Annotated in this window: 22 protein-coding genes; 6 read left to right on the top strand and 16 right to left on the bottom strand. The window is 68.0% G+C overall.

From position 1 onward, the window contains the following. Window positions 1-52 precede the first annotated feature (52 nt). The 5 genes from rbfA to rimP all read right to left on the bottom strand — a co-directional run bounded on the left by rbfA (window position 53) and on the right by rimP (window position 6,005). Window positions 53-553, bottom strand: coding sequence for a 30S ribosome-binding factor RbfA (rbfA, locus tag QRM95_RS13680; protein WP_285248109.1), 501 nt, complete (start codon window positions 551-553; stop codon window positions 53-55). A gap of 291 nt (window positions 554-844) precedes the next feature. After that, entirely contained in the window at window positions 845-3,730 is a 2,886-nt protein-coding gene (gene infB / locus QRM95_RS13685) for a translation initiation factor IF-2 (protein ID WP_285248110.1), read from the bottom strand. A gap of 152 nt (window positions 3,731-3,882) precedes the next feature. Then, window positions 3,883-4,293, bottom strand: coding sequence for a YlxR family protein (locus tag QRM95_RS13690; RefSeq protein WP_502934966.1), 411 nt, complete (start codon window positions 4,291-4,293; stop codon window positions 3,883-3,885). Between the two features lie 117 nt (window positions 4,294-4,410). Next, the gene (gene nusA, locus QRM95_RS13695) at window positions 4,411-5,391 is read right to left on the bottom strand and encodes a transcription termination factor NusA (protein ID WP_285248112.1); all 981 of its coding nucleotides are present in this window, start codon (window positions 5,389-5,391) and stop codon (window positions 4,411-4,413) included. Further along, complete coding sequence (rimP, locus tag QRM95_RS13700) at window positions 5,391-6,005, bottom strand: ribosome maturation factor RimP (RefSeq protein WP_285248113.1); 615 nt, start codon at window positions 6,003-6,005, stop codon at window positions 5,391-5,393. The genes nusA and rimP overlap by 1 nt, the downstream gene beginning before the upstream one ends. A 105-nt stretch (window positions 6,006-6,110) precedes the next feature. On the opposite strand from rimP, the gene QRM95_RS13705 reads away from it, so the two are divergent. The 3 genes from QRM95_RS13705 to QRM95_RS13715 all read left to right on the top strand — a co-directional run bounded on the left by QRM95_RS13705 (window position 6,111) and on the right by QRM95_RS13715 (window position 9,111). Continuing rightward, window positions 6,111-7,211, top strand: coding sequence for a DUF4439 domain-containing protein (locus QRM95_RS13705; protein ID WP_285248114.1), 1,101 nt, complete (start codon window positions 6,111-6,113; stop codon window positions 7,209-7,211). A 96-nt stretch (window positions 7,212-7,307) separates the two neighbouring features. Beyond that, complete coding sequence (locus QRM95_RS13710) at window positions 7,308-8,075, top strand: VIT1/CCC1 transporter family protein (RefSeq protein WP_285248115.1); 768 nt, start codon at window positions 7,308-7,310, stop codon at window positions 8,073-8,075. A gap of 4 nt (window positions 8,076-8,079) precedes the next feature. Beyond that, complete coding sequence (locus QRM95_RS13715; protein ID WP_285248116.1) at window positions 8,080-9,111, top strand: aminoglycoside phosphotransferase family protein; 1,032 nt, start codon at window positions 8,080-8,082, stop codon at window positions 9,109-9,111. Between the two features lie 40 nt (window positions 9,112-9,151). Here the strand turns inward: QRM95_RS13715 and QRM95_RS13720 are convergent, their stop codons facing one another. Genes QRM95_RS13720 through QRM95_RS13730 form a run of 3 tightly spaced genes read right to left on the bottom strand, consistent with a single transcriptional unit; the run spans window position 9,152 to window position 13,201 of the window. Beyond that, on the bottom strand, window positions 9,152-10,543 hold the full coding sequence (locus QRM95_RS13720) for a pyridoxal phosphate-dependent decarboxylase family protein (RefSeq protein ID WP_285248117.1): 1,392 nt from the start codon (window positions 10,541-10,543) through the stop codon (window positions 9,152-9,154). Between the two features lie 55 nt (window positions 10,544-10,598). After that, window positions 10,599-11,393 carry a sulfite exporter TauE/SafE family protein gene (locus tag QRM95_RS13725; protein WP_285248118.1) on the bottom strand — a complete coding sequence of 265 codons (795 nt, stop codon included), beginning with the start codon at window positions 11,391-11,393 and terminating at the stop codon, window positions 10,599-10,601. Beyond that, window positions 11,390-13,201 (bottom strand): proline--tRNA ligase, encoded by a 1,812-nt coding sequence (locus QRM95_RS13730; RefSeq protein ID WP_285248119.1) that lies wholly within the window; start codon window positions 13,199-13,201, stop codon window positions 11,390-11,392. Before QRM95_RS13730 ends, QRM95_RS13725 begins: the two co-directional genes overlap by 4 nt. A 439-nt stretch (window positions 13,202-13,640) precedes the next feature. On the opposite strand from QRM95_RS13730, the gene QRM95_RS13735 reads away from it, so the two are divergent. Genes QRM95_RS13735 through QRM95_RS13745 form a run of 3 tightly spaced genes read left to right on the top strand, consistent with a single transcriptional unit; the run spans window position 13,641 to window position 15,864 of the window. After that, window positions 13,641-14,453: an ABC transporter ATP-binding protein gene (locus tag QRM95_RS13735; RefSeq protein WP_285248120.1), complete on the top strand. Its 813-nt coding sequence runs from the start codon at window positions 13,641-13,643 to the stop codon at window positions 14,451-14,453. Between the two features lie 11 nt (window positions 14,454-14,464). Next, window positions 14,465-15,208, top strand: a complete 744-nt coding sequence (locus tag QRM95_RS13740; protein ID WP_285248163.1) for an ABC transporter permease — start codon at window positions 14,465-14,467, stop codon at window positions 15,206-15,208. Beyond that, the gene (locus QRM95_RS13745) at window positions 15,205-15,864 is read left to right on the top strand and encodes a TetR/AcrR family transcriptional regulator (RefSeq protein WP_502934967.1); all 660 of its coding nucleotides are present in this window, start codon (window positions 15,205-15,207) and stop codon (window positions 15,862-15,864) included. Before QRM95_RS13740 ends, QRM95_RS13745 begins: the two co-directional genes overlap by 4 nt. Here QRM95_RS13745 and QRM95_RS13750 read toward each other — a convergent pair. The 8 genes from QRM95_RS13750 to dxr all read right to left on the bottom strand — a co-directional run bounded on the left by QRM95_RS13750 (window position 15,857) and on the right by dxr (window position 22,899). Beyond that, complete coding sequence (locus QRM95_RS13750; RefSeq protein WP_285248121.1) at window positions 15,857-16,615, bottom strand: hypothetical protein; 759 nt, start codon at window positions 16,613-16,615, stop codon at window positions 15,857-15,859. The two genes, QRM95_RS13745 and QRM95_RS13750, sit on opposite strands and share 8 nt — an antisense overlap. Window positions 16,616-16,653: 38 nt before the next feature. After that, entirely contained in the window at window positions 16,654-17,544 is an 891-nt protein-coding gene (locus QRM95_RS13755; protein WP_285248165.1) for a GNAT family N-acetyltransferase, read from the bottom strand. Then, window positions 17,507-18,673, bottom strand: a complete 1,167-nt coding sequence (ispG, locus tag QRM95_RS13760) for a flavodoxin-dependent (E)-4-hydroxy-3-methylbut-2-enyl-diphosphate synthase (protein WP_018763462.1) — start codon at window positions 18,671-18,673, stop codon at window positions 17,507-17,509. Before ispG ends, QRM95_RS13755 begins: the two co-directional genes overlap by 38 nt. A gap of 34 nt (window positions 18,674-18,707) precedes the next feature. After that, on the bottom strand, window positions 18,708-19,001 hold the full coding sequence (locus tag QRM95_RS13765; protein WP_018763461.1) for a YciI family protein: 294 nt from the start codon (window positions 18,999-19,001) through the stop codon (window positions 18,708-18,710). Window positions 19,002-19,072: 71 nt separating this feature from the next. Continuing rightward, the gene (locus QRM95_RS13770; RefSeq protein WP_285248122.1) at window positions 19,073-19,555 is read right to left on the bottom strand and encodes a hypothetical protein; all 483 of its coding nucleotides are present in this window, start codon (window positions 19,553-19,555) and stop codon (window positions 19,073-19,075) included. Then, window positions 19,552-20,289, bottom strand: a complete 738-nt coding sequence (locus QRM95_RS13775) for a MarR family transcriptional regulator (RefSeq protein WP_285248123.1) — start codon at window positions 20,287-20,289, stop codon at window positions 19,552-19,554. Before QRM95_RS13775 ends, QRM95_RS13770 begins: the two co-directional genes overlap by 4 nt. Before the next feature lie 79 nt (window positions 20,290-20,368). Next, window positions 20,369-21,697 carry a M50 family metallopeptidase gene (locus QRM95_RS13780; protein WP_285248124.1) on the bottom strand — a complete coding sequence of 443 codons (1,329 nt, stop codon included), beginning with the start codon at window positions 21,695-21,697 and terminating at the stop codon, window positions 20,369-20,371. A gap of 17 nt (window positions 21,698-21,714) precedes the next feature. Next, complete coding sequence (gene dxr / locus QRM95_RS13785; protein WP_285248125.1) at window positions 21,715-22,899, bottom strand: 1-deoxy-D-xylulose-5-phosphate reductoisomerase; 1,185 nt, start codon at window positions 22,897-22,899, stop codon at window positions 21,715-21,717. Between the last annotated feature and the right edge of the window lie 31 nt (window positions 22,900-22,930).

Below are 22,930 nucleotides of genomic sequence, written 5' to 3' on the forward strand. Positions count from 1 at the left end.
ATGGGTTAAAAGCGGCAGGGCCCGGGAACAGCTCCCGGGCCCTGCCGACGTCTTACTTGTTGCTGTCCTCGTCGACGTCACCGTCGCTGCTGAGGTCGGTGTCCTCTTCGTCGAAGTCGTCTTCGTCGATGTCGACGTCGTCGGACTTGTACGGGTCGGCGTCGCCGGCGTGCTGCGCATTGGCGGCCAGCGCGGCCACTTCGGCGTCACGTTTGCGGGCTTCCCGCAGGAGTTCCTCAAGGTTCGAAGCGTTGACCGGGATCTGGTCTGCCACGAACTCCAGGGTGGGGGTCAACCGGACGGTGATGTTCCGGCCAACTTCCTGCCGCAGCACGCCCTTGGCCTTTTCAAGCCCCTTGGCGGCGTCGGCCTGGACAGTCTCGTCGCCGAACACCGTGTAGTAGACAGTGGCGTGCTGCAGATCATTGGTCACCCGGGCGTCGGTAACAGTGATGCCCTCAAGCCGGGGATCCTTGGCCTTCCGGCCCAGAGCCTCAGCAACAACAACCTTAATCCGCTGCGCCAACTTGGCAGCACGTGCCGGATCAGCCATGAATAACTCCTATAAGAAGAAAAAAATAAGGGACGTACGAGGGCGACGCCGCTACTTGGGCGATTACGTCGCCCCGGGTGGTGCGCGCCTTGGTAAGCCAGGGACGACGCCGTCGGGATCTTCCGGCGGCGCTTTGGAGCCGTGAAGGGGGCCCGGGAGTGGCATCGGGCCTGCCGGAGACGGGTGGCTGACGATCGCAGATCGTCGGCCACCCGTCGTAGGGGCGGGGCCCCCTTTACGGCGGAAAAGCGGGGGCCGCCGGGAGATCCCGACGGCCCCGAAACAGACAGCCTAGACGCGCGGCTTCTCGCGCATCTCGAAGGTCTCGATGATGTCACCCTCGGTGATGTCGTTGTACGAGCCAAGACCGATACCACATTCGAAGTCCGTGCGGACCTCGGTGGCGTCGTCCTTGAACCGCTTGAGCGACTCGACCGTGAGGTTGTCACCAATGATCTTGCCGTCGCGGGTGACGCGTGCCTTGGCGTTGCGGCGGATGATGCCCGAGCGGACGATCGAGCCGGCGATGTTTCCGAACTTGGAGGAGCGGAATACTTCGCGGACCTCGGCGGTGCCAAGCTGGACTTCTTCGTACTCCGGCTTGAGCATGCCCTTGAGGGCTGCTTCGATGTCATCGATTGCTGCGTAGATGACGGAGTAGAAGCGCATGTCCACGCCTTCGCGGTCTGCCAGTTCGGCGACCCGCTCGGCGGGCTTGACGTTGAAGCCGATGATGACGGCGGAGTCGACCGTTGCCAGGTTGACGTCGTTCTGGGTGATGGCACCCACACCGCGGTGGATGACGCGCAGCTGCACGCCTTCGCCGACGTCGATCTTGAGCAGCGCGTCTTCGAGGGCTTCCACGGCACCGGACACGTCACCCTTGAGGATGAGGTTGAGGGTGTCGATCTTGCCTTCGGCGACGGCCTGGTCGAAGTCTTCCAGGCTGATCCGCTTGCGGCGCTTGGCCAGGGCGGCGTTGCGGTCGGCGGCTTCACGCTTCTCGGCGATCTGGCGGGCGGTGCGCTCGTCAGCGGTCACGAAGAAGGTGTCACCGGCGCGCGGGACGTTGGACAGACCCAGCACCTGCACGGGGCGGGACGGGCCTGCCTCGGTCAGGGCGCTGCCGTCGTCGTCGAACATCGCACGGACGCGGCCGTGAGCCGTGCCTGCCACGATGGTGTCGCCGACGCGCAGGGTGCCGGACTGCACCAGGACGGTGGCAACCGCACCGCGGCCCTTGTCCAGGTTGGCTTCGATCGCGATACCGCGGGCGTCCTTGTTCGGGTTGGCGCGCATGTCCAGGGCGGCGTCCGCGGTGAGCAGGACGGCCTCGAGCAGCTCGTCGATGTGGAGGTTCTGGCGGGCAGAAACTTCCACGAACATGGTGTCGCCACCGTATTCCTCGGGAACCAGTCCGTACTCGGTCAGCTGGCCGCGGACCTTTTCCGGGTTGGCGCCTTCCTTGTCGATCTTGTTCACTGCCACGACGATCGGCACGTTGGCCGCCTGGGCGTGGTTGAGCGCCTCAACGGTCTGGGGCATGACGCCGTCGTCCGCTGCGACCACCAGGATGGCGATGTCGGTGACCTTGGCACCTCGGGCACGCATGGCGGTGAACGCCTCGTGGCCCGGGGTATCGATGAAGGTGATCTTCCGGTCGTCGCCTTCGTGGTTGTGCGTGACCTGGTAGGCACCGATGTGCTGGGTGATGCCGCCGTGTTCGCCCGCCATGACGTCGGACTTGCGGATGGCATCGAGCAGTCGGGTCTTACCGTGGTCGACGTGGCCCATGACGGTGACTACCGGAGGACGTGCCTCAAGTTCCTCATCGCCTTCGGCTTCGAGCTCGGCGTCAAAGTCGATGTCAAAGCTGGAGAGCAGCTCGCGTTCTTCGTCTTCAGGGGAGACGACCTGGAGCTTGTAGCCCAGTTCCTCGCCGAGGAGGGCGAAGGTGTCTTCGTCCAGGGACTGGGTGGCGGTAGCCATTTCACCAAGGTGGAACAGCACGGTCACCAGTGCAGCGGGGTTCGCCTCGATCTTGTCGGCGAAGTCCGTGATGGACGACCCGCGGCGGAGCCGGATCACAGTGTTGCCGTCGCCGCGGGGTACGCTCACGCCACCCAGCGACGGGGCACTCATCTGCTCAAGTTCCTGGCGCTTGGCGCGCTTGGACTTGCGCTGCTTGCCACGGCCTGCGCCGCCCTTGCCGAAGGCACCCTGGGTGCCACCGCGGCCGCGGCCGCCCTTGCCGAATCCACCACCGGCGGGAGCACCGCCGCCGCCACCGGGGCCACCGGTACCGGGAGCGCCGCCTGGGCGTCCGGGTCCGCGGCCGCCGCCGGGACGGCCGGCACCTGCGGGTGCGGGACGCTCGGTGCGGTTGGGCATCATGCCGGGAGTTGGACGGGGACCGCCGGGGCGCGGGGCGCCGGGACGGGGTCCGCCGGCACCGGCTGCGGGACGGGGCCCACCGGCACCGGCTGCGGGGCGCGGCCCACCGGGACGGGGTCCGCCGGCGCCGGCTGCGGGACGGGGACCGCCGGGACGGTCGCCATCGCGGCCGCCGCCCGGACGGGGCATGCCCTGGGAGGTGGCGAACGGGTTGTTGCCCGGACGTGGAGCGCGTTCACCGTCTCCGCCGCGGCCACGGGGCATGCCCTGTGACGTGGCGAAGGGGTTGTTGCCCGGACGGGGACCGCCGGGCCGGGGCCCGGAAGCACCCGGCGTGGAACCACCCGGACGGGTGGAGGGAGCCGGGGTCTCTGCCTTCGGGGCAGGGCGGGCGCCGGGCTTGGCGCCCGTGGACGGAGCCGCGGGGGCGGCAGGCGCCGGGGTTTCAGCTGCGGGAGCTGCCGGGGCAGCCTGGGCAGGCGCGGCCGGTGCTTGCGCCGCGGGGGCCGGGGCCTTGGGCGCAGCCGGGCCGGGCGCGGGTGCTGAAGGACGTGATCCTGCTGCGGGTGCGGGCGCCTTGGGGGCGGCTGCGGGCGTCGCGGCAGGGGCTGCCGATTTGGCAGCGGCGTCCGGGAAGGCGTTGCGCAGTTTCCGCACAACGGGGGCCTCAATGGTGGATGAGGCGGAGCGAACGAATTCGCCCAGTTCCTGCAGTTTTGTGACTGCATCTTTGGAAGTTATACCGAGCTCTTTGGCGAGCTCATGTACGCGGACCTTGGCCACATTTCTCCTGTCTCGGTCCGCACCGAGCCAGGCACGAACCGTCTACTTCTTACTGCGGACCCCAGCCGCTGATACTGCGGAAGGGCCCATTGCAGAGCGCAACAAAGTTGTCATCGTTACGCACTCATCGCTGGGAACTCATCGGGTTTCCATCAGATTTCTGACCCGCTTTCAGGTTGGACGGTTGGTGTTGCAGCCGCCGTGGCGACGTCAACGGCCGGGCCTGACGTGATCCGGCGTTCAACTGCGGCGGTCCCGGTCGCGCCCGGAAGGGCACGTCCGAATGCTCGCCGCTTGATCGCCAGAGCCAGGCACGATTCGTTGGGGTGCAGCCAAGCACCCCGGCCAGCCATCCGGCGTCGTTCATCCACCAGGACAGCGGTTGACCCGCTGCCTTCGGCGACGAGCCGGAGCAACTGCGACCGCAGGCCTTTCTTCCGGCATCCGATGCAGGTACGTTCGGGCTGACTCCCGGTGGAAAGCACTTCTGCCACGGTCATCGTCCTGACGTTCATTCTGCTGGCACTGGAATGCCCGCCTCCGGAGTACCGGAAAACTGGCATGCACAGGGCACACGGCTGCCGGCCGTTAGGCGCGGTCTTATCTATTCTAGCCCCTTTGGGCCATTCTGCCCGAAACCGGGTGGCTGCCGGAATCCGGCAGCCACCCTGCCCTGGACGTTATTTGTCGCGGGGGGCCGCGGCGTCGGAGACGATGTCGATCCGCCAGCCCGTCAGCTTTGCCGCCAGGCGGGCGTTCTGGCCTTCCTTGCCAATGGCCAGGGACAGCTGGTAGTCGGGGACCACCACTCGGGCGGACCGCGTTGCTTCGTCGGTGATGGTGACGGAATTCACGCGCGACGGCGAGAGGGCGCTGGCGATGAAGGTCGCCGGGTTGTCGCTGAAATCGACGATGTCGATCTTTTCGTCGTTGAGCTCGGTCATGACGGCCCGGACCCGCGACCCCATTTCCCCGATGCACGCGCCCTTGGCGTTGATCCCGGGAGTGTTCGCCTTCACGGCAATCTTGGTGCGGTGTCCGGCCTCGCGGGCCAGCGCAACGATTTCCACCGAGTGGTCGGCGATCTCGGGCACTTCGAGTTCGAAGAGCTTCCGGACCAGGCCCGGGTGCGAGCGGGACAACGTGACCGACGGACCCTTGGTGCCGCGGTGGACGTCGATCACCAGGGCGCGCAGGCGGTTGCCGTGGATGTATTTTTCCCCGGGGACCTGCTCCGGCGGCGGCAGCAGCGCCTCCAGCGATCCGAGGTTGACCTGGATCATGTGCGGGTTGTTGCCCTGCTGGATGGTGCCGGACACCAGCTCGCCCTCGCGGCCCTTGAACTCGCCCAGGACGTTGTCATCCTCGACGTCGCGGAGCCGCTGCAGGATGATCTGGCGTGCGGTGCTGGCAGCGATCCGGCCGAACCCCTCGGGGGTGTGCTCGAATTCGCCGATCGGAGCCCCGTCGTCGTCGATTTCGACAGCCCAGATGGTTACGTGGCCGCTCTTGCGGTCCAGCTCGGCGCGCGCTTTTTCGAAGGCGCCGGGCGACTTGTGGTAGGCCACCAGGAGCGCCTGCTCGATGGTGGGGATCAGGAGGTCCAGCGGGATTTCACGCTCACGCTCCAAAAGCCTCAGTGCGCTCATGTCAATATCCATCAGGCCTCCTCGGAAGGTCCATTGTGTTCAGGTTCCAGACCATCTTCGGAGAGGTGGCTGAATTCGATCTCGACTTTTCCGTTGCGGATCCTGTCGAAAGGAAGCTTTACGGGTTCACCCTGCCGGGGCTTCATGCCTTTCTTGACGGCGACCTCCGGGACCAGGGTCACGCCGTCGTCGCCCACCGACTGGATGCGCCCGGTGACGTTCTCACCTTGGACCACGTTGACCTTGACCATCCGGCCACGGGCACGGTGCCAGTGGCGTGGTTCGGTCAGGGGGCGCCCGACGCCGGGCGAGGACACCTCGAGGTCGTAGGGGCGCGTGTCGGCACTGGGGTCGCTGTCCAGGACGTCGGAGAGCACCTTCGAGATGTCGGCAATGACGTCCAGGCTGACACCGCCCGTTTCCTCCTCGGGCAGGTCCACCACGACGTTGACCACCCGGTGCGAGCCGGCGATGTTGATGGCCACGTCCTCAAGGTAGAGCCGGTTGGCCTGGACGGCGGGCTCCAAAAGAGCCCGGAGCCGGGCGGCTTCGGGGTTGTGGGCCGGTGCGGATCCGCTTCCCGTACCGGTGTGGTCTGGTGAAGCCGTGGCTTCTGCATTGCTCACGATGCCGGCCGCCCTCCCTATAGATGATGTGTGTTTACTAGCGTAGCTATTTTACCGGTCCAGTGGTGCACCGGGGTCCCCCGCAGCGTGACACCATGGTCTGTTGTGAATGACCGCCGCCCCGACAGCCACCCGCGCCTGCGTCCGTTCCGTGTTGCCGCCCTCGCCCTGGCGGCGCTGGTTGTCCTGAGCCTCGGTTTCGCCCTGGTTCCCGCGGAAAAGCCCGCGCCGGCGGTTCCTTCCTTTTCGGAGCGGGCCATGGCGGCGGCGCTCACGGACGCCCTGGAACTGCGGGCTGCGGGACAGGGCCTGGCGGCCAGCGGTGCCGTGGATTCCGCTACGGTGGACGCTGTTGTGACGTTGCTGACCATCCAGGCCAGGGCGCTCCAGTCCCCTTCCCCCGAAGCCGGCGCGCAGGGGTCGGCGTCCCCGTCACCGGCCCCTGCCATCCGTGCCAAGGGGGCGGCAGAGATGGTCCAGGCACTCGCCGCGAGCGGCCGCGTCCGCATCAGGGACGCAGGAGAGGCCGACGGCGGGTCGGCCCGCCTCCTGGCCGGGACCGGCACCGCCCAGCTGCTGGCCGCCGGCAGGCTCGCTGCGGCGGCCGGGCTGCCGGCGCCGCAGGGCATGGCAGCTGGGCCGGACGGGGACGTATCCGGGGCTGCCTCCAGCGCGTCACCGTGCGCGGCACCACCGGCCACGGCGGCCGCGCCGGAGTCCACCGGGCCCGGCGCTCCTGCCGGCGCGCGCCAGGCTTTGGCAGCCGTAACCGTCGCCGAGCAGCAGGCCATCTATGCCTACCAGGCGGCGCTCCCCCGCCTCGCGCCGGCGGAGGCGGGCCCGGCGTCGGAATTCCTGGGCCGGCACAAAGGCCTGGCCGCGTCCGCGGACGCACGCCTCCGGCTCGCCTGCGGAGTGCCCGTGCCGCAGCAGCCGGGCTATATCCTCGATGGCAGCTTCCTGGCCGCACCTGCGGCGGGGCTGGGCCGGATCGAAGCATCAACCCTGGCGGCCTACGGCGATGCTGTGGCATTGACCCAGGGCCAGGACCGCGCCTGGGCACTGGGGGCGTTGGAGTCGACGGCGGTCCGGGCCGCGCGGTGGGGCGCAGACCCGGGTCCGGTTCCAGGCCTCATCCTGGACGTGGGGCAACTGCCCCCTCTTCGTGTCGGCGAATCCGCCACGGACTCCCCCACACCATCCTGACCGCGAACTGCGCCCCGTTGAATGCCAAGGCGCCCGCTTGGAGGGGACCATGCCGGAGGGGTGGCACCGGAGCGTCCGGAGTGGTTTGCTGAAGGCATGAACACGGACGAACCGGCCGACGCCCGGGGCACCACCCCGGAAACCCCGGGGCTGACCCGCCACCGTGGGACCGAACCCCACGGCGACGATATAGCGCACCGGCTGAACTGGCTGCGCGCCGGTGTCCTGGGGGCCAACGACGGCATCGTCTCCGTGGCGGCGATCGTGGTGGGCGTGGCAGGTGCCACCGCCGCATCCGGCCCCATCCTCACGGCGGGCGTCGCCGGCGTAGTGGGCGGTGCGGTGTCAATGGCCTTGGGTGAGTACGTTTCCGTGAGCAGCCAAAGCGACAGCCAGCGGGCCCTCATCGAGAAGGAACGCCGGGAACTGGCGGAAGAACCGGACGAGGAACTGGCCGAGTTGACCGCCATCTACCAGGCCAAGGGCCTGACACCTGAAACTGCTGCCAAGGTGGCCCGGGAACTCACGGCCCATGATGTGCTGGCTGCACACTTGTCCGCGGAACTGAACATTGACGAAACAGATATCGTCAGTCCATGGCACGCGGCGTTCGCCTCGGCGCTTGCCTTTACGATCGGCGCCATCCTGCCCATGCTGGCGATCCTCCTTCCGCCGCCGGAGCTCCGGATCCCGTTGACCTTCGTGTCGGTTTTGGTGGCCCTGGCGTTGACGGGAGCCCTGGGGGCCTGGATTGGCGGCGGTTCAAGAACCAAGGCAGCCGTCCGGGTGGTGGTGGGCGGGGCGCTGGCATTGGCGGCGACGTTCCTCATCGGCAACCTGCTCGGCGCCTCGGGCGTTGTCTGACCCGGTGACCAGGGCGCAGGCAGTTTCCATCCCTCCGGACCTGGAGTCCCGGTACGCACGCACCAGCGCCGGCCGGGCCTGGATCGGCGCCTTGCCTGGGTTGGTGGAGGACCGCCTGGTGCAGTGGGGCCTTGAGGTCGACCTGGCACCCGGCAGCCTCCCATGGAGCGGGCACGGCGGCATGGTGGTCCCGGTCCGGCGGGACGACGGCTCCCCCGCGGCCCTCAAGATCGCCTTTCCCCACGACGAGGCCACGGTGGAACGCCATGCGCTGGCGCTTTGGAACGGGCAGGGGGCAGTGGCCCTGCTGGCCTCGGACACCGGATCATGCGCCATGCTCCTGGAACGCCTTGACGCCGGCCGGCCGCTGGCTGCCCTGCCGGTGGACGACGCCGTCCCGATCTGGGGCGCCCTGGTCCGGCAGTTGGGGTTGGTCCCGGATGAACGCCCGCAGTGGCTGGAGTTCGGCCACATCGCAGCGCGGGCGGAGCAGTGGAGCGACGACTTTCCCGCGGACTGGGAGCAGCTTGGACAGCCTTTTCCCCGCTGGCTGCTGGAAGCGGCCCTGGAGGTGTGCCAGACCCGGGGCGCGGTGGGCCGGAGGTCTGCCCGGGACCTGCTGGTCCACACGGATCTGCATTTCCTGAATGTCCTCGCCCGTCCCGGCACTGCGGCACCGGATGGACCACACTGGCGGGACGGTTACTCGGCCATCGACCCGCAGCCAATGATCGGCGAGCCGGAATTCGCCGTCGCGCCCCTGTTGTGGAACCGCCTCGCGGACTTGCCGGCAAAAGACGCCGGCCGCGGCCTGCTCCGGCGGTGCCACGACTTCAGCACGGCCGCCGGCCTCGACCCGGACGCGGCCCGGCAATGGGGCATCGCCAGGGAGGTGGACAACGCGCTGTGGTACGCCGCGCACGGGCACCACGGCGACTTGGCCCGGTCGCTGTGGGTTGCCAGCACGCTGGCCGGGGGCACCCTGGAGGGCTTGCCGCACCCCCATTCCCTGCCGGAGCCGGGCCAGGGCGGATAGGAGCCGGCAGCCGGCCGCTACGTCCCGCCCCCGGAAATGGTCACGAAGTCCGCACGGCGGCCAGGGCTGAGCGGACGGCCTCCACGGCGGTGGCGACGTCCTCACCGCCGGTATGCCAGTTGCTCACGGAGACCCGGAGGATGTCGCGGTCCTGCCAGCGCGAACCGGACATCCATACCTTCCCGTCCTCGATGATGCGGGCCGTCACCGCACGGGTTGTCTCGTCGTCCCCGAACGCGATGCATACCTGGGTGTAGCCGACGTCATTGAGGACCTCCACGCCGTCCAGCGCTGCCAGGCCGTCGGCGATCGCGGCGGCGGCAGCCGCGAGACCGGCCACCTGGGCTGCGACCCCCTCGCGGCCCAGGCTTTTCAGGGCTGCCCAGACCGGCACTCCGCGGGCGCGCCGCGACAGCTCCGGGACCTTCTCGAACGGGTCCCCCGGGCCTTCGGCATCGTGCACGAGGTAACTGGCGTGCAGGCCCATGGCGGACCGGAGCGCCCCGGCGTCCCGGACGATCGCAATGCCGCAGTCGTAGGGCACGTTCAGGGTCTTGTGGGCATCGGTGCCCCACGAGTCTGCTTCCTCGAAGCCTGCGGTGAGGTGCCGCAGTCCCGGTGCGGCCGCCGCCCACAAACCGAACGCACCGTCGATGTGCACCCACGCCCCGTGCTTGCGCGCGACGGCGATGGCGTCCGTAAAGGGGTCAAAGGCGCCGGAGTGCAGGTTCCCGGCCTGAAGGCATACCAGGGCGGGTCCCGTGCCGGACGCGAGGGCGGCATCCAGCGCGGCAGGGACCAGGCGCCCCTGCCCGTCGACGTCCACCGCCGTCGGCTGTCCCAGCCCCAGGTACCGCAGGCCAAGGTCCACGGTGTCGTGCCGCTCCTTGCCCACGAAGCAGCGGATCCGCGGCGCGCCGGACAGGCCGTCGCGGTCAAGGTCCCAGCCTGCGCCGGTCAGCAGCCGCCACCGGGCGGCAGCCATGCCAGTGAAATTCGCCATGGTGGCGCCGGTGACGAACCCGACGTCCGCGGTGTCCGGCAACCCCAACAGGTCCAGCAGCCAGCTACCGGCGGCTTCCTCGATGGCAGCCGTGGCCGGGGTGGCATAGCGCAGGCCGGCATTTTGGTCCCAGGCGCTGACCAGCCAGTCCGAGGCAAGGGCAGCGGGAAGGGTGCCGCCGATCACCCAGCCGAAGAACCGTCCGGCGGGCATGGCCATGAGTCCTGGTTCGGCCGCGGCGGCAAGCAGGTCGATGACCCCTGCGGCCGGCATGCCGGCGTCCGGGAGCGGGCCGCCAAACGCTCCGGCAAGCTCTGAGGCGTGCAGGCTGGGCCCCACCGGCCGGCTGGGAAGGCTGGCAAGCCAGGCCTGGGTATGCCTCGCCGCGGCCGCAAGTGCCGGTGCATACTCGTCATCCCCGGGTGCCATACCTGCATGCTACGCCCGGGCGGGTTCCGCCACGAGGAGCAGTTTTGCGCACCGGTCAGGCGAAGTTGTCCTGCCAGACGTCGTAGCCGAGCTTGACGATCAGCGCGGCCACAACCACCAGGAAGACCACCCGGACGAACTTGCTGCCCTGGTTCACCGCGGTGCGGGCGCCAAGGTAGCCGCCGGCCATGTTGGCCGCCCCAAGCAGCAGTCCGATGCCCCACAGGATGGACCCGTGCGGCAGGAAGAACAGCAGCGCGCCGGCGTTGGTGGCCATGTTCACGATCTTGGCTTTGGCGCTGGCCTCCAGGAACGCGTAGCCCATGGCGGACACCAGTGCGATCACCAGGAAAGACCCCGTCCCGGGGCCGATGAGTCCGTCATAGAAGCCGATCACGGCACCGATGAGGCAGGCGACGACGTAGTGCTTGTGGCCGTCGTGCCGCAGCGCCGTCAGCTCGCCCACATTGGGCTTCAGAGCGGTGAAGAGCGCGACGGCGACCAGCGCTACCACGATGATCGGTTTGAACACCCCGGCGGGCAGGGAAGCGGCCAGGCTGGCGCCGCCGAAACTGCCCGCCAGGGCTATGGCTGCCATGGGGACGGCGGTCCGAAGGTCCGGCCCCACCCGCCGGTAGTACGTCGCGGCACTGGTGGCGGTTCCGAAGATGGAGCCCATCTTGTTGGTGGCCAGTGCCTGCACGGGCGCGATGCCGGGAACCAACAGCAGCGCGGGAAGCTGGATGAGGCCTCCCCCGCCCACTACCGCGTCAACCCAGCCGGCTGCGAACCCAGCCACCACGATCAGGATGATGGTGGTGAGCTGGATCGACTCGAAGCCGGAGATCACCGGTTGCGGACGGCGTTGACCACGTAGTCGACGGCCTTGTCCACGGCAACGTTCTCGGCGTCGCCGCTGCGGCGGTCCTTGATCTCCACCACGCCGTCCACCAGTCCGCGGCCTACGGCCAGGATGGTGGGCACGCCCACGAGCTCGGCGTCGCCAAACTTCACGCCGGGCGAGACCTTGGGGCGGTCGTCGTAGATGACGGAGAGACCGGCCTCTTCGAGTTCTGCGGACAGCTTTTCCGCTGCCTGGAAGATTTCCTCCCCACGCCCCACGGCCACGACATGGACATCGGCCGGAGCCACGGTGCGGGGCCAGACCAGGCCGCGGTCATCGTGGTTGGCTTCGGCCAGTGCGGCAACGGCACGGGTGACGCCGACGCCATAGGAGCCCATGGTGACCACCACCTGCTTGCCGTTCTGGTCCAGGACCTTGAGGTCAAGGGCTTCGGCATACTTGCGGCCGAGCTGGAAGATGTGGCCCATCTCGATGCCGCGGGCGGTCTCCAGGGGGCCCGAACCGTCAGGTGAGGGGTCCCCTGCGCGGACTTCGGTGCACTCAATCACGCCGTCCCAGCTGAAGTCGCGGCCAGCCACCAGGCCGAAGACGTGCTTGCCTGCCTCGTTGGCACCGGTGATCCATGCCGTTCCGTTGACCACGCGCGGGTCCACCAGGTACAGCAGCTTGGTGGCGCTCTCCGCGCCCAGCAGCGGCTGGTCAAGCGACAGGCCGGGGCCCAGGTAGCCCTTGACGATCAGGGGCTGCTTCTTGAGGTCTTCCTCGCCGGCCTGCTCGAGGCCGATCTCGCCCGCGATCGGCAGGAACGCACCGATGTTGGCTTCGACGCGCTTGAGGTCCACGGCGCGGTCGCCGGGAACACCGATGACCACCAGCTGCCGCTCACCCGTGGGCAGCGTCACGGCGAGGACCACGTTCTTGAGCGTGTCTGCGGCAGTCCACGCGCCGCCGTCGGCTTCTGCCCGCGGGGCAATCTGGTTCGCAGCCGCTACGAGGGTGTCGATGGTGGGCGTATCCGGGGTGTCCAGGACTTCCGCGGCCGGGGCGTTGCTGAAGTCGATCTCGTCAGGAACCACGGTGGTGACGGCCTCGACGTTGGCTGCATAGCCGCCGGCGGAGCGGACGAACGTGTCCTCGCCGATTTCCGTGGGGAACAGGAATTCCTCGCTCCTGGACCCGCCCATGGCACCGGCGGTGGCTGCCACCGGAACTACCTCGAGGCCCAGGCGCTCGAAGATCTTCAGGTAGGCGCCCCGGTGGGCTGCGTAGCTGGCATCCAGGCCGGCGTCGTCGACATCGAAGGAGTAGGAGTCCTTCATGATGAACTCACGGCCGCGCAGGAGGCCCGCACGCGGGCGTGCTTCATCACGGTATTTGTTCTGGATCTGGTACAGGCTCAGCGGAAGGTCCTTGTAGGAGGAATACAGGTCCTTGACCAGGAGCGTGAACATTTCCTCATGCGTGGGAGCCAGCAGGTAGTCGGCGCCTTTGCGGTCCTGGAGCCGGAACAGGCCCTCACCGTACTCGGTCCACCGGTTGGTGGCCTCGTAAGGCTCGCGCGGGAGCAGTGCCGGGAAGTGCACTTCCTGGGCGCCGATGGCGGCCATTTCCTGGCGGATGATCTCCTCGACCTTGCGCAGGACGCTCAGCCCCAGCGGAAGCCACGTGTAGATTCCGGGAGCCGCGCGGCGGATGTAGCCGGCGCGGACCAACAGTTTGTGGCTGGCAACCTCGGCGTCGACGGGGTCTTCGCGCAGCGTGCGCAGGAAAAGCTGGGACAGTCGTAGGACCACGGGTGGTATCCGTTTCTGGGGAAGTGCTGGGTCAGCAGGGCCGGACAATTCGTCTGGGTACTAATCTACCGGCACACACCCTGCGGCACTGACTGGCCGGGCAGTCCGCCCCGGCGGGAAGCCCGCTGCGTCCGGGAAACAGTAGGGCCACGCCCGGAAAATACAAAGCCCCTGGCCCCCCAGTGAGGCTGGTCATCGCATCCGGGCGTGGCCCAACGCCGTTATCGCCTAAGTACTGGTGAGGACTGGTGAGACCGCCCACCCCACTTCCAGCGCAGCTAGATTGAACCTATGTGATGGTGAACACGTTTGACAAGTGTTTTTGCGCCGCAGGATTCCCTTGCCCCCTTGTCCGCCCCGTCCTACATTTAATTCACCAGGTGATGAATTCCCGCGGCGGGTCCGTCGGGGAAAGCCCTGCGGCAGCGACGGAGGCGGCATGTCCCACCCGGAAGCACCCCTGGCGGCAGCCCGCAGGCAGGACACCGCGGCCGTCATAGCGTCGGCACTGACCGTGAAACTGGGACGGCGCCCCGTGCTGGCCGGTGTGGACTTCAGCATTCCCGCCGGACGCATCACCGGCCTGCTGGGACCCTCCGGAAGCGGCAAGACCACGCTGATGCGCACCATCGTGGGCGCGCAGCGGATAGCCGGCGGCACGGTCGAGGTGCTGGGCCTGCCGGCCGGCAGCGCCACCCTGCGGCGGCAGGTTGGCTACGTCACCCAGTCCCCCAGCGTCTACCCGGACCTGACCGTCGAAGCGAACGTCCGCTATTTCGGTGCCATGCACCGGAAGGGGAAAGCCGACGTGGCCGAGGCGATTGCCGCCGTCGGCCTCGAAGCCCTGGCACGCCGCAAGACCGCCGACCTCTCCGGCGGCCAGGTCAACCGAGTCTCCCTGGCCTGCGCACTGGTGGCCCACCCCCGCCTGTTGGTGCTGGACGAGCCCACCGTCGGCCTGGATCCCGTCCTCCGGGCCGACCTGTGGGAACGGTTTCGGGCCATGGCACGGGCCGGGACCACCCTCCTGGTCTCCAGCCACGTCATGGAGGAGGCCAGCCGCTGCGACACGCTGCTGCTGTTGCGGGAGGGCCGGCTCCTCGCGCAGCTCACTCCGGACGAGCTCAGCAGGCGCGGGCACAGCAGCAACCTGGAACAGGCCTTCCTGGCCATCATCCGGAACGCGGACGACGGGACAGGCGATGAACCGGAAGCCGTGGCATCCTCCCGCCCGGAGGGGACGGTGCACTGATGGACATCCTGATGATGCTCGCCACCACCCGCCGGGTGCTCAGCCAGCTCCGCCACGACCACCGCAGCATCGCCCTGATCCTGGTGGTGCCGGCGCTGCTGCTCACGGCGGTGTACTTCCTCTATGAGAATGAGGTGCTGCCGCCGGGTGTTCCCCGGACGTTCGACCGGGTTGGCCTGATGATGCTGGCCATCTTTCCGTTCGTGGTGATGTTCCTGGTCACGTCCATCACCATGCTGCGGGAACGCACATCCGGAACCTTGGAGCGGCTGCTCACCACGCCGGTGCACAAGGCGGACCTGCTGTTCGGGTACGGGGTGGCCTTCTCCCTGATGGCCGCACTCCAGTCACTGGTGGCCACAGCGGTGGCCTACTGGATTCTTGGCCTGGACATCGCCGGCGCCCCGGGCTACGTGGTGCTGATCGCGGTGATCAACGCCGTCCTGGGCGTCGCGCTTGGCCTGTTCTGTTCGGCCTTTGCCAGGACCGAATTCCAGGCCGTCCAGTTCATGCCGGTAGTGGTGGTGCCGCAGATCCTGCTGTGTGGCCTGTTCGTTGCCCGGGACCGGATGAATGACGTACTGGAAGCCATCTCCAACGTGCTCCCCCTGACGTACTCCGTGGACGCCCTCCAAGAGGTCGCCGCCCATGCTGAGGCAACCACCCGGTTGTGGCAGGACGCTGCGGCTATGGCCGGCATCTCGCTCGGCGTGCTCGTGCTTGCCGCGTTGACGCTCCGCCGGCGGACGGCGTGACCCGCCCCGGACAAGGGGACCCGGCAGGGAATCCGGCAGCGGATCCGGCTGGCCGCCCGGCGGGTTCCGCCGGCCGCCGCGGACGCCGCGGGGGGGCCACCGCGTCCCGGGACCACATCCTCGACGCCGCCCGGAAGCTTTTCGCCGAGCACGGCTTCGACGGGACCAGCCTGCGCCAGGTGGCCCGCGCCGCGGGAGTGGATCCGGCCATGATCCACCACTTCTTCAACGGCAAGGACGAACTCTTTGCCCTCAGCGTGGAACTGCCGGCCGACCCGGAGCAGGTCCTTGCGGGCATGGCGGAATCGGACCCCGGCCAGCGGGCCGAGCTGATGGTCCGCACGGTCCTCCGGCTCTGGGAAAGCCCCGCCCAGGCCGGCCTCCTGGCCTTCCTGCGCGGAACCATCGGGTCCACGGCCAGGACGTCGCTGCTTCGGGAGGCGGTGGCACGCAGGGTGATCAGCAGGATCACGGCTTCGGTTCCCGGACCGCCGGAGGAAGTGGCGCTGCGCGGAAACCTCGTGGCAACCCAGATCGTGGGTTTGATGATGGTCCGTTACGTGGTGCGGCTGGAACCGCTCGCGTCAGCACCCGCCGAGGATGTGGTGCGGCTGGTGGCACCCACGGTGCAGCGCTACCTCACCGGCCCTATTTGACCAGGGCAGCGGCCGAGTCGAGGAGCGCACCGGCACGTTGGACGGCGTCGGCCTCGCTCGCGCCTCCGGAGGCGACGGAGGTGAGCACCACGCCCTGCTGCACCGCCTGGGCCGTGACTGTGGACTGCGTGCGGCCGTCCGGCAACGTGCTGTCCGTGCGGTACGCGACGGCGCCGGGAACTGAGCTGACGCCCGGCACGGCTTTAACGGTGACTGCGACCTCCATTCCAGAGGCAGTCATGGTCATGGACGAACACTTCGCCAGCTGCTCTGATGAGTCGGCGACCTTGGCAAGGAAGCTTTGGTCGAGGCCCGCTATCAGCGACAATGCCGTTACCGCGCCGGTGCCTGTATCGGTGCTCATGCCAACTGCCAGGGTGGCGCCGTCCACGGAGGGCACGGTGCTGGCGGCAGCGAGTTCCTTGCACTCTGCGGGTTTGACGTCGATCGACGCGAGCATGGTCTTGGTTTGGTCCAGCGTCTTGGTGATATCGACGGCGGGCAGGACGGTCAGCCTGCGGTCGGCCGAGTCCCTGACCTGCCCCACGATGGCAGCCAGCTGTTCGGACGTGTACGCCTTGGCGGTGGGTGTGGGCGTTGCGGTGGGAGTCGCGGCGGCTGTGGTCTGTGACGCCGCGGGCGTTGCGGTCGAGGAATCTGCGGCCTGCGGGGCTGCCGGTCCCCCGCACCCGGATACGGCCAAGGCCAGGAGGGCAGAAGCCCCGAATGTTCCCAGCACGGTCTTCTTCATTTTTCCCCCAATTTTCAGTTCTCCTCCGGCGGACGCCGCTAGAAAAGAACTGTAGCGAACGTACCCACCTGCCGGAAGCCGACACGTTCGTAGGTGGACCGGGCCTTGGTGTTGAAGCCGTTGACGTACAGGCTGGTCACGGGCGCGATCTTCTGCGCTTTTTCCACCACGGCGGACATGTAGCCGGAGCTCAGGCCCTGGCCGCGGTAGCGGGGATTCATCCATACACCCTGGACCTGGGTGACGTCCGCGGTGACGGCCCCCAGTTCGGCCTTGAAAACCACTTCGTGTGCCTCGTTCAAGTGGACCAGGGAGTGGCCCTGCCGGATGAGTCCTTCCACCCGGCGGCTGTAGAACTCCCGGCCGCCCAAGTATGGCGAGTATCCCACTTCTTCCTCAAACATGGCGGCGCAGGCGGGAAGGATGCGGTCAAAGTCGGCCAGGTTTCCCTGGGCCAAACCCGGGTGGGGCTGGACCCGGGGCTTCTCCGCGATGACCATGAGCGGCTGGTCCGCCCGCACTTCGTGGGCACGGTGGCCCAGTTGGGCGAGTTCCGCATGAAGGGCCAGCACTGCCTCCGCAGGCCCAAAGGCGGACGCATACCTGCGCCCGGAGGTGTTCGCGGCCCCGGCCACGAGCGGCGCAAGCGCGGGGTCCAGCTGGACCGGCACGAGGTTTGCCCCGGCCCAGCAGGCACCGGCAAGGACGCCGTTGTCGAACACGCCGAGAACACCGGCGCCTCCTGCGGTGGGAGCCGCGGTGCCCGTGGCGCGCAAATGCGCCAGGATGAATACATTGGTGACGGGATCCTGCTGCGCCAAACTGGTCAGCGCCGCGGTGTCCTGGCCGTCAAGCGTTCGGACGGAAATGCCCGCAGGGTCGGGATCGTCCCTACGAGACGCTAACCACGGGGCTACCCTTGACAGCATCTTCGCCATCGGCCTCCCCCATCTCTTCCGCGATACGCATGGCCTCTTCGATCAGTGTCTCAACAATCTGGCTTTCGGGGACAGTCTTGATGACCTCGCCCTTCACAAAGATCTGGCCCTTGCCGTTTCCGGACGCAACGCCGAGGTCGGCTTCGCGGGCCTCGCCCGGACCGTTCACCACGCAGCCCATGACGGCGACGCGCAGCGGGATCTCCATCCCTTCCAGACCGGCGGTGACCTGCTCGGCCAAAGTGTAGACGTCCACCTGGGCCCGTCCGCAGGAGGGGCAGGAGACGATTTCCAGCTTGCGGGGACGAAGGTTGAGGGACTGGAGGATCTGGTTGCCCACCTTGATTTCCTCCACCGGCGGGGCGGACAGGGACACCCGGATGGTGTCACCGATCCCCCGGGACAGCAGGGCTCCGAACGCGGTGGCGGATTTGATGGTGCCCTGGAAGGCGGGGCCGGCTTCGGTAACGCCGAGGTGCAGCGGCCAGTCGCCTTTTTCGGCGAGCATTTCGTAGGCGGCCACCATGATCACGGGGTCGTTGTGCTTGACGGAAATCTTGAAGTCGTGGAAGCCGTGCTCCTCGAAGAGGGACGCTTCCCAGACAGCGGACTCGACGAGCGCTTCGGGGGTGGCCTTGCCGTATTTCTTGAGGATGCCCGGTTCCAGGGAACCGGCGTTGACACCGATCCGGATCGAGGTGCCGTGGTCCTTCGCGGCGGCCGCGATCTCCTTGACCTGGTCGTCGAACTTCCGGATGTTCCCGGGGTTCACGCGCACTGCCGCGCAGCCGGCCTCGATGGCGGCGAAGACGTACTTGGGCTGGAAGTGGATGTCCGCGATCACCGGGATCTGGGACTTGCGGGCGATGATGGGCAGCGCCTCGGCATCGTCTGCGGACGGGCACGCGACGCGCACGATGTCGCAGCCGGACGCCGTCAGCTCAGCAATCTGCTGGAGGGTGGCGTTGATGTCCGTGGTGGGCGTGGTGGTCATGGACTGCACGCTGATGGGGAAATCAGATCCCACGCCCACCGAGCCGACTTTGATCTGGCGCGTCTTGCGGCGGGGCGCCAGGACGGGCGGCGGTGCTGACGGCATTCCCAGGCTGACCGAGGTCACGTGGACTCCTTGGGTTGAAAGGGTAGGGATGCGGTTACGCGGCGAGCCCGGCAAGCATGCCGGTGACCGGTGACCATTCTGTGATGCGGGTTCCGGCGATGACGCCGGCCGCGGCAAACGGGTCCTGCTTGAGGATCGAGTTCAGGGCAGCTTCGTCTGTTGCCGTGAAGATCAGGAGGGCACCGGCCCCGTCGCCGTAGGGTCCGCTGGCCACGATGACGCCGTCCTGCGCCAGGCCGCCTGTCCATTCGCGGTGCGCGGGCCGGACCTCGTTGCGGGTTTCGGTGGAGTTGGCGGCGTAAACGTACTCAACGGCAAAAACTGTCATACGGCTACCCTATCGCCATGCCTGCCTTCGCACCCATCCAGGCTGTCCAGGTTCAGGGGCGCAGTGGACGTTTACTGCAGGAAAAGGACTTTGGCGGCGGCTGCGGTTCCTGCCGCCCAGAGCATGGAGGTGAGGGTTCCGATGATGAAGCGCTCCGCGGCCACGGGGGTCTCCTTGAGTTCAGCGAACCTGCCGAGGCCCTTGATGGCGACGATGTAGGCGATCGCGACCGGCTGGCCGGCCAGGATGGCAAGGCAGACACCGAGCCGCTCCAGCACGCCGATGATGGCGCCGCCGCGAAGGATGCGCTGGCCGGGGGCCGACGCTGCGGCGTCCGTTCCGTTCGACGCCGGCGGCCCGGGTTGCGCCGTCAGCTCGCCGTCCACCGTGACGTCGGCAGACGGGTCCTGGGCAGCGGACCCGGCGTCCGCTGCCGTCGTGGCGGCATCGGCTTTGTCGTCAATGGTCCTGGCAAGCTTGAACACCACGGCCGTCACCGGCCATCCCACGAAGCCTGCCACCGCCAAGGCCACGGCCACCCACACTGCGGTCACTTGACTCCTCCATCGCCGGCTCCGGTTTCCTCCACGGCCGGGACCACCTGTGCTTGGGCGAGATCAAGCAGCAGCGATGCGGCCGGCCGTGCTGCCCATTCTTCCTGCCAACCGGAGCGAAGCACGGTACGGCTCACGGACTGCTCCGATATTCCGAGTTCCCGGGCCACCTGCTTTTGGCTGCCGTGCCGGGCCGGACCGGGCCGGCCGGCTCCGGGCGTGCCGGCGTCCAGGTGGCGCAGCGCGTCAACCACCCGCCACTGGGCTTCCGTGCGCTCCTGGACCAGGCGGCCCAGCAGCCTGAGCACAGCTTCGGCCTTGGCGCATGTCCGTTCCCCTTCCCCGGCGGGGGCACTCCCACCTGGCTCCCCCGCCATGGTGCCTGCCACTACTGACACCGGCACCTGGGAAGCGGCGGCCTTGGCACGCTCAACGGCCTTGCGGGCAGCCACGAACGCGGTTCCGGTGCCTTCCCGCGGGGTGGCACCCGCCGGCATTGTCACGGTTCCGACGCCGATGCCGACGTACCAGTGCCCTTCGCGCAGGGCGTGCAAGGCGATGTCCACGACGGCATCAGCGTCCCGCACCACCCCTTGGACTTCGTCGCCGACCGACCGCTCGAAAACCGGTCTGCCGCCCCCCGCAGGTTCGAGGCGCGCGATCTGCTCAATGAAACCCGGAACCCGGTCCAGGTCCCCGGTGCTGCCACGCTGGTCGATGGTCATCACGAACATAGGTCAACCATAGGCGGGTGATTCCTAATAATCAATCAAATCTGACTGATTTAGCAAAGTCAGCCTAAATCGGCTGATATCAGAACAGATTGACGGGCTTGACGATGTCCGCGTAGATCAACAGGGCACTCATGCCCATCAACAAAGCCGCCACGACGTAGGTCACTGGCAGCAGTTTCGCGATGTCGAACGCTCCCGGGTCCGGCCGGCCGCGCAGCCTGGCTACGGCACGGCGCGCGCCCTCGTACAGGGCTCCGGCCACATGGCCGCCGTCAAGCGGCAGCAGCGGGATGAGGTTGAATACCGCCAGTGCGAAGTTCAGGCCGGCCAACAGGCCCACGAGGGTGGCGAGCCGGGACTGCAGCGGGACAGCTTCCATGGCGGCAACCTCCCCGGCCACCCGGCCCACGCCCACCACGCTGATGGGGCCGTTGGGGTCCCTGGGTTCCTCGCTGAAAGCGGCCTTGGCTACGCCCACCACACGGGCGGGCAGGTTGAACACCACGCCGGCCACCTGGCGGATGTTCTCTCCGGCCATGGGCAAAACGGACGACGCCGGCTGGGACACCAGCGCCGTCTGCGCGCCGATGCCAAGGAAACCGACGTCCTGGTACTGGAGGTTGCCGGCAGCGTCGGTTGCCTGCCGCCCGTCGGCGCCCATCACGGGCCGGGAAGACAGGACCGGTGTCACCGTGGTTGACACGGCACTGCCGTCCCGCTGAACGGTGATGGCCACTTCCTTGCCGGCAGAGGCGCGGATCCACTCCGTCAGCTGGTCCCAGCTGGTGACGGCCTTGCCGTCGAACGAGATGATGGTGTCATTGGGTTTCAGCCCCGCCGCTGCCGCGGGGGTCAGCTGGCAGTCGGCGGAGTCGGGATCGACGGTTTGCCCTGCGGCCACCTGGCATTTGGAGACGTCGGAGATGGTGGTGGTGGCGGTGGCAATACCAAATCCCATCAGCAGCACGGCTGTCAGCAGCACCCCGAGGATCATGTTCATGGCCGGCCCGCCCAGCATTACGATCACTTTTTTCCAGACCGGCAGCCGGTAGAAGACGCGGTCGTGATCGCCGGGTCCTACCTCTTCGTGGGCTACTGACCGGGCTTCCGTAGCCAGCGTCTGGAACATCCCCGTACTGGAGGGCCGGACCGAGCCGTCCTCCTTGTTGGGTGGGTACATGCCGATCATCGAGACGTAGCCGCCCAGCGGAACAGCCTTTACGCCGTATTCGGTTTCACCCTTGCGGCGTGACCAGAGGGTGGGCCCGAAGCCGATCATGTACTTGGTGACGCGCACCTTGAACAGCTTGGCCGGCACCAGGTGGCCCACCTCGTGGAGGGCGATGGACACGGCAATGCCAACGGCCACGAAGACGACGCCGAGGATGAAAAGTAGGACAGGGGTCATGGACGTGCTGCTGCTTCCTAGAGACTGCTGACTGCTAAACGTTCGTGGGCGCGGGCGCGTGCCCAGCTTTCAGCATCCAGCACCGACTCCACCGTCAGCCCGGAGGAACCTGAATGTTCGCTGAGCACCCCGTCCACGGTATCGACGATGTCGGTGAACCGGATCCGGCCCGCGTGGAACGCAGTAACGGCCTCTTCATTGGCCGCGTTGAAAACGGCAGGGAAGGTGCTGCCCTGCTTGGCGGCGTCCTTGGCAAGGTCAACGGCCGGGAAGGCCGCAGCATCCAGGGGTTCGAAGGTCCAGGTGGCGGCCTGGGTCCAGTCGCAGGCAGGCGCGGCCATGGGTACCCGGGCCGGCCAGCCAAGGCCCAAGGCAATCGGAAGCCGCATGTCCGGCGGGGAGGCCTGGGCAATGGTGGAGCCGTCAACGAATTGGACCATCGAGTGGACGACGGACTGCGGGTGCACCACCACGTCGATCCGGTCAAGCGGGATATCGAACAGCAGGTGGGCTTCGATTAATTCCAGTCCCTTGTTGACCAGGGTGGCCGAATTGGTGGTGACCATGACCCCCATGTCCCAGGTGGGGTGCGCCAGCGCCTCGCGGGGCGTGACGGAATGCAGCTGCTCCCGGTTCCTGCCGCGGAAAGGCCCCCCGGAAGCGGTCAGGATGAGCCGGTCCACCTCGGCTGCCGTCCCTGAACGCAGGCACTGGGCGATCGCCGAGTGTTCCGAGTCAACGGGCACAATCTGGCCTTCCTTGGCCGCAGCCTTGACCAGGCTGCCGCCAACGATCAGCGATTCCTTGTTGGCCAGGGCGAGGGTGGCCCCGGAGCGGAGTGCCGCTAGGGTGGGCGCCAGGCCAATGGAACCGGTGATGCCGTTGAGCACCACGTCCGCTTCCACCGCTGCGATCCGCGCCGAGGCGTCAGGTCCGGCCACGATCTCCGGGCGGTACCCGGGGCGGCCCGCGGCGGCGGCTGCATCCCGGATGAGGGATTCCAGCCGGCCGGGGTCGCCAGCGGCGATGCCCACCACGGCGGCGCCGGTGTGGATCGCCTGGCGGGCCAGCAGTTCAAGGTTGCCGCCACCGGCGCTGAGTGCCACCACCTCGAACAGGTGCGGGGCGCCGTCGACGACGTCGATCGCCTGGGTGCCGATGGAACCGGTGGATCCGAGGAGGACGATTCTGCGTGGCTGCATCCGTTAAGTATCCCGCACGCGGCCGGGCCTG

This window comes from Pseudarthrobacter sp. efr-133-R2A-89 (assembly GCF_030209315.1).
Lineage (GTDB): Bacteria > Actinomycetota > Actinomycetes > Actinomycetales > Micrococcaceae > Arthrobacter.

Coding starts and splice junctions, on each gene's coding strand:
- QRM95_RS13780 (WP_285248124.1), bottom strand. CDS start 21,697: ATGACCCCTGTCCTACTTTTCATCCTCGGCGTCGTCTTCGTGGCCGTT.
- QRM95_RS13765 (WP_018763461.1), bottom strand. CDS start 19,001: ATGACAGTTTTTGCCGTTGAGTACGTTTACGCCGCCAACTCCACCGAA.
- nusA (WP_285248112.1), bottom strand. CDS start 5,391: ATGGATATTGACATGAGCGCACTGAGGCTTTTGGAGCGTGAGCGTGAA.
- QRM95_RS13735 (WP_285248120.1), top strand. CDS start 13,641: ATGTCCCACCCGGAAGCACCCCTGGCGGCAGCCCGCAGGCAGGACACC.
- QRM95_RS13710 (WP_285248115.1), top strand. CDS start 7,308: ATGAACACGGACGAACCGGCCGACGCCCGGGGCACCACCCCGGAAACC.
- QRM95_RS13690 (WP_502934966.1), bottom strand. CDS start 4,293: ATGCCAGTTTTCCGGTACTCCGGAGGCGGGCATTCCAGTGCCAGCAGA.
- QRM95_RS13755 (WP_285248165.1), bottom strand. CDS start 17,544: ATGCTGTCAAGGGTAGCCCCGTGGTTAGCGTCTCGTAGGGACGATCCC.
- QRM95_RS13775 (WP_285248123.1), bottom strand. CDS start 20,289: ATGTTCGTGATGACCATCGACCAGCGTGGCAGCACCGGGGACCTGGAC.
- QRM95_RS13740 (WP_285248163.1), top strand. CDS start 14,465: ATGATGCTCGCCACCACCCGCCGGGTGCTCAGCCAGCTCCGCCACGAC.
- QRM95_RS13750 (WP_285248121.1), bottom strand. CDS start 16,615: ATGAAGAAGACCGTGCTGGGAACATTCGGGGCTTCTGCCCTCCTGGCC.
- rbfA (WP_285248109.1), bottom strand. CDS start 553: ATGGCTGATCCGGCACGTGCTGCCAAGTTGGCGCAGCGGATTAAGGTT.
- QRM95_RS13720 (WP_285248117.1), bottom strand. CDS start 10,543: ATGGCACCCGGGGATGACGAGTATGCACCGGCACTTGCGGCCGCGGCG.
- dxr (WP_285248125.1), bottom strand. CDS start 22,899: ATGCAGCCACGCAGAATCGTCCTCCTCGGATCCACCGGTTCCATCGGC.